This window comes from Flavobacteriales bacterium, assembly GCA_020435415.1.
Lineage (GTDB): Bacteria > Bacteroidota > Bacteroidia > JACJYZ01 > JACJYZ01 > JACJYZ01.
In genome coordinates, this window is sequence record JAGQZQ010000113.1 from 1 (window position 1) to 9,187 (window position 9,187).

Annotated in this window: 12 protein-coding genes; 8 read left to right on the forward strand and 4 right to left on the reverse strand. The window is 49.0% G+C overall.

The window, feature by feature from the left end; genetic code table 11:
* The 4 genes from KDD36_13545 to KDD36_13560 form a co-directional block, all read left to right on the forward strand.
* A partial coding sequence (locus KDD36_13545; protein ID MCB0397673.1) for a nucleotide sugar dehydrogenase occupies nt 1-184 on the forward strand: 184 nt, incomplete at its 5' end.
* Between the two features lie 3 nt (nt 185-187).
* The gene (galE, locus tag KDD36_13550) at nt 188-1,231 is read left to right on the forward strand and encodes a UDP-glucose 4-epimerase GalE (GenBank protein MCB0397674.1); all 1,044 of its coding nucleotides are present in this window, start codon (nt 188-190) and stop codon (nt 1,229-1,231) included.
* Nucleotides 1,228-2,286, forward strand: a complete 1,059-nt coding sequence (gene rfbB / locus KDD36_13555; protein MCB0397675.1) for a dTDP-glucose 4,6-dehydratase — start codon at nt 1,228-1,230, stop codon at nt 2,284-2,286. The genes galE and rfbB overlap by 4 nt, the downstream gene beginning before the upstream one ends.
* 4 nt (nt 2,287-2,290) lie before the next feature.
* A complete protein-coding gene (locus tag KDD36_13560; protein ID MCB0397676.1) occupies nt 2,291-3,277 on the forward strand; it encodes an SDR family oxidoreductase in 987 nt (328 codons plus the stop codon).
* Nucleotides 3,278-3,667: 390 nt separating this feature from the next.
* Here KDD36_13560 and KDD36_13565 read toward each other — a convergent pair whose 3' ends face one another.
* Nucleotides 3,668-4,609, reverse strand: coding sequence for an amidinotransferase (locus KDD36_13565; protein MCB0397677.1), 942 nt, complete (start codon nt 4,607-4,609; stop codon nt 3,668-3,670).
* 91 nt (nt 4,610-4,700) lie between these two features.
* Here KDD36_13565 and KDD36_13570 point away from each other — a divergent pair, with 91 nt between their 5' ends.
* Nucleotides 4,701-5,453: a histidinol phosphatase gene (locus KDD36_13570; GenBank protein MCB0397678.1), complete on the forward strand. Its 753-nt coding sequence runs from the start codon at nt 4,701-4,703 to the stop codon at nt 5,451-5,453.
* Here KDD36_13570 and fabD read toward each other — a convergent pair.
* Genes fabD through KDD36_13585 form a run of 3 tightly spaced genes read right to left on the reverse strand, consistent with a single transcriptional unit; the run spans nt 5,442 to nt 7,418 of the window.
* Entirely contained in the window at nt 5,442-6,338 is an 897-nt protein-coding gene (gene fabD, locus KDD36_13575) for an ACP S-malonyltransferase (GenBank protein ID MCB0397679.1), read from the reverse strand. The genes KDD36_13570 and fabD overlap by 12 nt on opposite strands.
* A gap of 17 nt (nt 6,339-6,355) precedes the next feature.
* Nucleotides 6,356-6,976 (reverse strand): GTP cyclohydrolase I FolE, encoded by a 621-nt coding sequence (gene folE / locus KDD36_13580; protein ID MCB0397680.1) that lies wholly within the window; start codon nt 6,974-6,976, stop codon nt 6,356-6,358.
* 13 nt (nt 6,977-6,989) lie between these two features.
* On the reverse strand, nt 6,990-7,418 hold the full coding sequence (locus tag KDD36_13585) for a 6-carboxytetrahydropterin synthase (GenBank protein MCB0397681.1): 429 nt from the start codon (nt 7,416-7,418) through the stop codon (nt 6,990-6,992).
* 92 nt (nt 7,419-7,510) lie between these two features.
* On the opposite strand from KDD36_13585, the gene mqnB reads away from it, so the two are divergent.
* The 3 genes from mqnB to KDD36_13600 form a co-directional block, all read left to right on the forward strand.
* Nucleotides 7,511-8,158 (forward strand): futalosine hydrolase, encoded by a 648-nt coding sequence (gene mqnB, locus KDD36_13590; protein MCB0397682.1) that lies wholly within the window; start codon nt 7,511-7,513, stop codon nt 8,156-8,158.
* Nucleotides 8,155-8,997: a 1,4-dihydroxy-6-naphthoate synthase gene (locus KDD36_13595; GenBank protein MCB0397683.1), complete on the forward strand. Its 843-nt coding sequence runs from the start codon at nt 8,155-8,157 to the stop codon at nt 8,995-8,997. Before mqnB ends, KDD36_13595 begins: the two co-directional genes overlap by 4 nt.
* A gap of 4 nt (nt 8,998-9,001) precedes the next feature.
* Nucleotides 9,002-9,187, forward strand: a 186-nt coding sequence (locus tag KDD36_13600; protein ID MCB0397684.1) for an NAD-dependent epimerase/dehydratase family protein, incomplete at its 3' end; no start/stop codon positions are given.

The window sequence follows — 9,187 nt, forward strand, 5'->3', positions numbered from 1 at the left end:
TTTCGGTTTGGCCTCGGCACCGGAAGGAAAGTACCAGGCCATCATCGTTTGTGTAGGACACAAAGAATATCTCGGTATGAAGGAAAGCGACTTCCAGCAATATTTTGATGGAAAAGGACTGCTGGTTGATCTGAAGGGACTCTATCGAAATAAAATGGAACAGGTGGAATACTGGAGCCTGTAATAAATGACAGGTAAGAAACACATCGCAGTGACCGGAGGTATGGGCTATGTTGGGTCGCATACCGTGGTGGAACTTATTTCACAAGGTTTTGAGGTGACCATACTCGATGACCTGTCCACTTCATCCATCCGGATACTGGACGGGATCAAGGAGATCACCGGTGTGAATCCCCGCTTCTTTGAACTGGATCTTTGCAACGTTGAGGCCATCAGGAGTGCCTGGAAAGAGATGCCTCCTGTGGATGCCGTGATCCATTTTGCCGCCCGTAAGGCGGTGGGTGAATCGGTCAGAGATCCCCTGCTTTACTACCGCAACAATTTCGTTTCCCTGCTTAACCTTCTGCAGGTAATGGGTAATGCAGGAACCAATGCGATTGTGTTTTCCTCTTCATGTACTGTTTATGGCAGTCCGGATAAACTTCCGGTGAATGAAAAAACACCAAGGAAAAAGGCGGAGTCTCCATACGGATATACCAAAATGGTTTGTGAAGATATGCTGGAATCCGTATCCGGAAGTACATCTCTTCGCGCATTGGCATTAAGGTATTTTAACCCGATCGGCGCCCATCCGTCCGGCAGGATCGGTGAGCTTCCGCTGAATGAACCTGAAAACCTCATCCCTTATATCACACAAACTGCCACAGGTGAGCGTGATGAACTCAAAGTATTCGGCAGCGATTACAACACACCTGATGGAACTTGTGTCCGAGATTACATTCATGTAGTAGACGTGGCCAGGGCGCACATTGCTGCCATGGAACGCTTGCTGGGCAATGATCAGGATCAGGTATCATCCTATGAGGTTTATAATATCGGTACAGGTACGGGCTACTCCGTTCTGGAGGTGGTCCAGGCCTTTGAGAAAGTGACCGGAAAACCCTTGCCACATCGCCTCGTGGAACGTCGCCCCGGTGACGTGGAAGCCATCTGGGCAGAAACGGATCTGGCCAACCGCGTTCTGAAATGGAAGGCGGAACTGGGTCTGGAAGATATGCTGCGGTCCGCATGGAACTGGCAGCAAAATCTGAGTAAACAGATGATATCATGAGTACGTCAAAAAATATCCTGGTTACTGGAGGTGCAGGTTTTATCGGATCACATGTGGTGCGACGCCTCGTCAATTCATATCCCGATTACCGGATCGTTAACCTCGATAAACTCACCTACGCAGGCAATCTGAAGAACCTCACCGACATCGAGGAAAAGAACAACTATAGCTTTGTGAAAGGCGATATCCTGGATGCAGACCTGGTGGCTTCTTTGTTTAAGGAGTACCGGTTTCATGGCGTGATCCATCTTGCCGCAGAATCACATGTGGACCGCTCCATCACCAATCCCCTTGAGTTTGTAAATACCAATGTGGTAGGTACCGTGGTGTTACTGAATGTTGCCCGTGAGGCATGGAAGGACGATATGAATGCGCATCTGTTCTACCATATATCAACGGATGAGGTGTACGGTTCCCTGGGAGAAGATGGCCTGTTCCTGGAAACGACCCCTTACGATCCGCGCAGCCCATATTCGGCATCCAAGGCAAGTTCCGATCATTTTGTAAGGGCCTACCATCACACCTACGGTTTGCCTGTGGTGATCTCAAATTGCTCAAACAACTATGGCGCATGCCAGTTCCCGGAAAAGCTGATTCCACTGGCGCTGAATAATATTTGCAATGATAAGCCCATTCCGGTGTATGGAAAGGGCGAGAATGTCCGCGACTGGCTTTTTGTTGAGGACCATGCCGCTGCCATAGACCTGATTTACCATAAAGGAGAACATGGAGCCACCTATAACATCGGTGGTCACAACGAATGGAAAAATATTGATCTGATCCGGTTATTGTGCGATATACTGGATCGCAAGCTGGGGCGGGTTCCCGGCACTTCGGAAGAATTGATCACCTTTGTAAAGGACCGTGCAGGTCATGATCTCCGGTATGCGATTGATGCCGGAAAGATCGGCAAGGAATTGGGCTGGAAGCCTACCGTAACATTCGAGCAAGGCCTTGAACGCACGGTAGACTGGTATCTGGAGAATCAACAGTGGCTGGAAGAAGTGACGTCCGGTGCTTACCGGGACTATTATCAACAACAATACAAAGCCTGACCTTTTGGATAAGCAGACCTTTCACGAGGGAGACCTGTCTTCGCATTCCTTTCTGGTTACCGGTGGCGGTGGTTTCATAGGTTCACATATCGTTGAATACCTTCTGCAACACAACGCCGGCCTCGTTCGGGTACTGGATAATTTCTCGACCGGAGATGCTCTTAACCTCAAAGGTTTCAAAGGGAATCTGGAGGTTGTGGAAGGTGATATTTGTGATGTGGATACATGCCGCAAGGCCTGCGAAGGGATAACCTATGTGTTGCACCAGGCGGCGCTTGGTTCTGTACCCCGTTCCCTGAAAGATCCCCTGCATACGCATCAGGTGAATGTGACCGGTTTTGTGAACATGTTGGTGGCAGCGAAGGATGCCAATGTAAAGCGTATGGTGTATGCCAGTTCATCATCCGTTTACGGAGATAGCAAGGAGCTTCCGAAGAAAGAAGACAGGATCGGTAAACCCCTTTCACCATATGGTGCATCCAAGCTTACCGATGAAGTCTATGCCGGTGTCTTTCATCTGAATTACGGAATGAATATCATTGGCCTGCGATATTTTAATGTATTCGGTCCGCGGCAAAGTCCGGATGGACCCTATGCGGCAGCTCTGCCCCTCTTTATCCGGGCCATTTCGGCAGATACCTCCGCTTATATTGATGGCGATGGCCTTCAGACCCGCGACTTCACTTATGTGGAGAATGCCGTTCAGGCCAATATCAAGGCGTTGTTTACAAAACATCCCGGTGCCCTGGGACAGGTGTTTAATGTAGCGTATGGACAGCGTACATCCATCCTGGAGATGTATACAAAGATCAACCAGATTCTCGGAAAGGATATTCCTGCCATTCACCGTGAATCCAGAGCCGGAGATATCCGTGATTCACTGGCATCCATTGAAAAGGCAAAGGAAATGCTGGGCTATGACCCCGCCGTGGATCTGGAAGAAGGGTTGAAACGTACACTTCAAAAAATCAGTGTGGTCGGTAAAGTATAGATAACTAACGCGTTGACCATTTTGCATAGGAAATCATATTGAGCTTGCAAATGGTTATACCGAGGTGTTGGGCGAAGGTTGTACCTTCGTCCTATTATGATTTATACTAAGAACTCTTCCTCAGCTACCAGCATTGTTAGCTGAGATGAAAGAAGTAGCTTAAAGCTACAACATAGACAGACGAAGGTACAACCTTCGCCTAACCACCGAACTTTGCCATACTTGGGAATAACAGCTTCAGGTGCTCTTATTTTTCTTGTTGTTAATAAACAACAGTCTTGTTATCCCGAGGTGCAGTGAGCCCGCCTGTCCGAGGGGATTGCTAATCTATAATCAAGGCAAATCTAAAAACTGACAGTTAATTTATTCAGTGGCCAACACGTTAGATTGTCAGGCTATCCGTGCCACCATACACCTTAAGCTGCCACCCCCGGTTTCTTCAATAGTGGGAATATCACATCGCACCAACGTTCGTTTTTCTTCCAATAACCCGCGCTGATCCTTTGTGAAGGCATCGAATGCCGAACCTGACATCAGTAATTTTCTTTCTCCGTCTTTTCCGGTTACCTGATACACGTTGCAGGTAAAATGCCTGGCTTGCTCAAGGGTAACGCCCATGACCATCCGTCCGGCCTGTTGCCACATCTCTTTCAGACGATCTTTGGTCTGTTGATTGCGGATTGACTCTTCGCAGAAAATTACCAAATCACTGCAAATGGAAAGAATGACATTGGTATGATACACCGGTACACCTGTTTCGTCTACGGCGTTAAAGGAACAAGGCCTGTAGCCCAACTGTTGGCACAGGTCATTCAGTACTTCCACATCTGTTCGGGGAGACAGGCAGGCATAGGCAATCCTGTTCTCATAGTCGAATACGATACTTCCGGTACCTTCAAGAAATTTGCCTGAAATCTCATAGGGTGTGAGGTCAATGTGCTTCTTATAGTTGATTATCTTTCCCGAATTCAGGAAAGGGATCATCACCATTTGTCGTTCCATCCTGCGTTGTTTTGACAGCATGGGATAAAGCACATAGGTGTTCTCGTGAAAGGAGACCCAGTTGTTGGGAAATACCGCATCAGGTAAGTGAAGGTTGGGTTCCTGGTCATAAACCACAAGGTCTACACCAGCTGATCTAATGGTTTCCGTTGCACGATCAAACTCCGCAAGAGCAGTACGTTGTAATTCTGCATCGCTTTTTTCGGAACGCCGCTGAAATACATTGCTTTCTGCGTTTTCAATACTGAACCCGAATGTAGCGGGGCGTACCATCAGAATCCGTCTTGCATCCTGAATCACTGTTTCCCCGATGTCTTTTGCCGTGCTCATCTTTTCCTGGTATGAATTCCTGCCGTTATTGATCCCTGACCTTCCTGATATTGTGATGCAATATATATCTTTGAATTTACAACATTGATTCATGGCAGGTTGGTTAAATAAATTTTTCGGAAAACCCGCGCCAAGGGAGTACGCTGATTTTCAATCATTGGAAGTGGATTTTCACTCCCACCTTATTCCGGGTATTGATGACGGTGCATCTACCATCGAGGATTCCATTGCGCTCATCAGGGGTCTTCATCAATTGGGATATAGGAAGCTCATTACCACCCCGCATGTCATGAGCGATTATTATAAGAACACTCCGGAAATTATTTTGGGTGGCCTGGAGAAGGTAAGGGAGGCTGTCCGTTCGGAAGGGCTGGATGTAGAGCTGGAAGCGGCAGCCGAGTATTACCTGGATTCCGAGTTAGAGCACATGATCCAGCGTGAACCATTGCTGACTTTCGGGGATAATCACGTGTTAGTGGAACTGTCTTTCATGCAGCCGCCGCATCATTTTGAGGAAACTGTGTTCAAATTGATCTCGGCAGGCTACAAACCCATCCTGGCTCATCCGGAAAGGTATTCCTACTATTACAGGGATATTTCTGTTTTCGAGGAGATGAAGGACCGGGGCTGGTTGCTGCAGTTGAACATCAATTCCCTCACAGGTCATTATTCACCGCAAACCCGGAAGGTGGCAGAACAAATGCTTGAAAGAGGTTATATTGACTTTCTCGGGTCGGATTGCCATCACCTCAATCACATTGAACTGATGCACAAAGCGCTTGATAATCCCGCATTACAGAAAGCATTAGGCAGCGGAAATATCCGCAATCCGTTACTCCGCTAACCAGGGGGCAAGGGCACTAACCGTTTCCATATCACGGCTTACCTTTTTCACCAAACCTTGCAGTACTTTTCCCGGTCCTACCTCAGTGAATGAGGATGCGCCATCACGGATCATCGCTTCCATGATCTGCGTCCAGCGTACCGGAGCCGTCAGCTGATCCACCAGGTTCTTTCTTATCCGGTCAGGATCTGTTTCCGGCGAAGCATTGACGTTTTGGTAAACAGGGCAGGAGGGGGCTGCAAACGATGTTCCGGCAATGGCCTCTTCAAGTTCCTTTCTGGCAGGCTCCATCAATGGAGAGTGGAAGGCTCCTCCAACGCTAAGTGGCAATGCGCGCTTCGCACCGGCTTCCTTTAACTTTTCACATGCCAGTTCAATTCCCGGTACACTTCCGGAAATCACAAGCTGTCCCGGACAGTTATAGTTTGCCGGTACCACGGTTTCTGAAATCCCGGCACATACCTCTTCTACCACCTGATCTTCCAGGCCCAAAATGGCAGCCATGGTGGACGGGGTGGCCTCACAAGCCTTTTGCATGGCATAGGCACGCTTGGATACCAGGGTGAGCCCATCTTCGAAAGACAGGCAGCCGTTGGCAACCAGGGCGGAGAATTCTCCGAGGGAATGTCCCGCTACCATATCCGGTTTGAAATCCTCACCCAAGGTCTTCGCCAGGATCACCGAGTGGAGAAAGATGGCCGGTTGTGTCACCTTCGTTTGACGCAATGCATCTTCGCTGCCTTCAAACATGACATCGGTAATAGAAAAGCCGAGCAAGGTATTGGCCTTTTCAAAAAGATCCCTGGCTTCTGATGAACCGTCATAAAGATCTTTGCCCATGCCTGTGAATTGGGCACCCTGGCCCGGAAAAACGTATGCTTTCATCTGGTTATATTTTTATTCTAGCTGAGTTTGGCTGAAATCAGACTGATAAATTCTTTCCTCGTAGTGTCCTTTAAAAATTCGCCTGTAAAAGCGGATGTGGTGGTTACCGAGTTTTGTTTCTGAATGCCCCGCATTTGCATACACAGGTGGGAGGCTTCTATGACTACAGCAACACCCAGGGGCTGCAGTGTGTCATGGATGCAATCCCGTATCTCGTTGGTCATGCGTTCCTGCACCTGGAGTCTGCGCGCAAAGGCATCCACCACCCTGGGGATTTTGCTCAAACCTACGATGCATCCATTGGGTATGTAGGCGACATGAGCTTTCCCAAAGAAAGGTAGCATGTGATGTTCGCAAAGGGAATATAACTCGATGTCTTTTACCAGCACCATCTGTTTGTAGTCCTCACGGAACATGGCTGACTTCAGGATCTCGGCTCCGTCCAGGTCATAACCATGGGTGAGGAACTGCATGGCCCTGGCTACCCGTTCCGGTGTTCGTTTCAGTCCGTCCCGTTCGGGATCTTCACCAATACAATGGATGATGTCCTGGTAGTGATCGGATAGCCGGTTGATGATCTCTTCGTTGTATTTGTACAGACGTTCAAAACCGACACTGTCTTCAGGGTCGGTGAACATTTCAGGATGTTTATCACTCATGCGTTTGTGAATTGCCAAAGTATGAAGCACTGTTGTTCTCTGTTTCATCAATCCGGACACAGTGCAATTCCGCCCCCATTTCACGCACACCATCATACAGCTGTTCCCATATGGCCAGTGCCAGATTTTCTGTTGAAGGGATCAGGTGACGCGTGAAATCCACATCCAGGTTCAGATTCTTATGGTCGATCTTCGTGATGACCTTCTCCCGGATCAGGGTGCTTAGTTTTTTCAGATTCACCACAAACCCGGTAGCCGGATCAACCTCACCTCTTACCGTGACATACAAAGTATAGTTATGCCCGTGCCAGTTGGGGTTGGAGCATTTCCCAAAGATATCCATGTTCTCCTGGTCGGAAAGTTCCGGCCTGAACAGGCGGTGCGCTGCATTGAATCGTTCCCGTCGGGTTACGTGTACCATCGTGGTTAGGGTTGATGCCAAAGATAAGAAAAGTGGCGCATGACTGCCCCTTCCCGACCGGTGTGTAGTTTGCGTATCTTTATGGCCTGCTTATGAATGTATTGATCATATCGGCGACTGAAGCGGAGATTCGTCCGCTGCTGGATTCACGATCCGAATGGCCTTCTGCTGTTCATATTGATGTGCTGATCACCGGGGTGGGGATGGTGGCTGCTGCCGTGCAGACGGCTTCATATCTCGCCACCCATCAGATCGATGCCGTATTGCATGTGGGAATAGCCGGAACATTCAATGTGGAGGATGCCCTGGGTGATGTGGTGGTGATCTCAGAAGATGGTTTTCCGGAACTCGGGGCAGAAGACGGGGAACAATTCATACCGTTAAGCCGGTTGCCAATTGAAAATAACAAAGACCTTACACCGGATGGCCCGGTCATTCCCGATGTCATACCTTTTATGGACCGGGTACAACATTTGTCTGCTGTCAGAGGAATAACCGTGAACAAAGTACACGGCAGTGAAGTTTCCATAAAAGCGGTTCAGGAGCGCTGGCCTGCCGATGTGGAAACCATGGAATCCGCAGCAGTGATCTATGCCTGTAATGCAGCGGATGTGCCCTGCCTTGGTTTGCGTGGGATCTCGAACCGGGTTGAAAAACGGAACCGGGAGGCATGGGATATTGAGCTCGCCGTGAAAAATGTAAACAGGGAAACACTTGATCTGATCCGTGGATTGGTATGACTCGTAAAACGTATACACTTGGTTTTTCACCCTGTCCCAACGATACCTTCATATTCGATGCACTCGTTCACGGACGGATTGAAACGCACGACCTGACACCGGAAGTGACCCTGGCTGATGTGGAAACCCTGAACCGCTGGGCAGTGGAAGGGAAGCTGGATGTGACCAAGCTGAGTTACCACGCCTATGCCCATGTGTGCAATGAATACATCATGCTGGATTCCGGAAGTGCGTTGGGGCGTAACTGTGGGCCTCTGGTGATCACCGCTGATATAAAGTCACTGAACAGGAAACCCAGGTCCGAGTGGAAAGTAGCCATACCCGGTAACCGGACCACTGCCCATTTCTTATTTTCCCTGGCGTACCCGGAAGTGATCACCAAGGAAGAGATGGTCTTTTCGGACATTGAAGATGCAGTTGTGAAGGGCAGTGTGGATGCAGGTGTTATTATCCATGAAAATCGTTTTACGTATGCAGAGAAAGGACTGGAAAAGCTTTCAGACCTGGGTGAATTCTGGGAGGAATCCACCGGTATGCCCATTCCTCTCGGAGGCATTGCTGCCCGGCGATCGCTTGGGAAAGAGGTGTTGATGCAAATACGTAATGCCATCCGCGATAGTGTTGATTATGCCATGGAACATCCGGCAGACTGCAATCCATATGTGCGGTTACATGCTCAGGAAATGAGTGAAACGGTGCAGCGTCAGCACATCGCTTTGTATGTGAATGATTTTAGCCGTGAACTGGGCCCGGAAGGACGCAGGGCGGTGGAACATATGTTTGGGAAAGGCAATGAACTGGGACTCTGGTCGCCATGCGAAGAACTATTCATACCTTAGTCATATGATCGTAGTAACAGGAGCCGCCGGTTTTATAGGGAGCTGCCTCATCGCAGGACTTCGTGATGCAGGTTATGGGGATCTGGTCGCGGTGGATGATTTCACGGACTCAACCAAGTTGCCGAATCTGGCGGAGAAGCCGTTGACAGAAAAGGTGAACCGCGACATGTTCTCCGGTTGGCTGGATCAG

What these genes read in the sequence shown, in the direction of transcription:
- fabD (MCB0397679.1), bottom strand. Translation starts at nt 6,338, where the DNA reads ATGAAAGCATACGTTTTTCCGGGCCAGGGTGCCCAATTCACAGGCATG.
- mqnB (MCB0397682.1), top strand. Translation starts at nt 7,511, where the DNA reads ATGAATGTATTGATCATATCGGCGACTGAAGCGGAGATTCGTCCGCTG.
- folE (MCB0397680.1), bottom strand. Translation starts at nt 6,976, where the DNA reads ATGTTCACCGACCCTGAAGACAGTGTCGGTTTTGAACGTCTGTACAAA.
- galE (MCB0397674.1), top strand. Translation starts at nt 188, where the DNA reads ATGACAGGTAAGAAACACATCGCAGTGACCGGAGGTATGGGCTATGTT.
- KDD36_13565 (MCB0397677.1), bottom strand. Translation starts at nt 4,609, where the DNA reads ATGAGCACGGCAAAAGACATCGGGGAAACAGTGATTCAGGATGCAAGA.
- KDD36_13570 (MCB0397678.1), top strand. Translation starts at nt 4,701, where the DNA reads ATGGCAGGTTGGTTAAATAAATTTTTCGGAAAACCCGCGCCAAGGGAG.
- KDD36_13585 (MCB0397681.1), bottom strand. Translation starts at nt 7,418, where the DNA reads ATGGTACACGTAACCCGACGGGAACGATTCAATGCAGCGCACCGCCTG.
- rfbB (MCB0397675.1), top strand. Translation starts at nt 1,228, where the DNA reads ATGAGTACGTCAAAAAATATCCTGGTTACTGGAGGTGCAGGTTTTATC.
- KDD36_13595 (MCB0397683.1), top strand. Translation starts at nt 8,155, where the DNA reads ATGACTCGTAAAACGTATACACTTGGTTTTTCACCCTGTCCCAACGAT.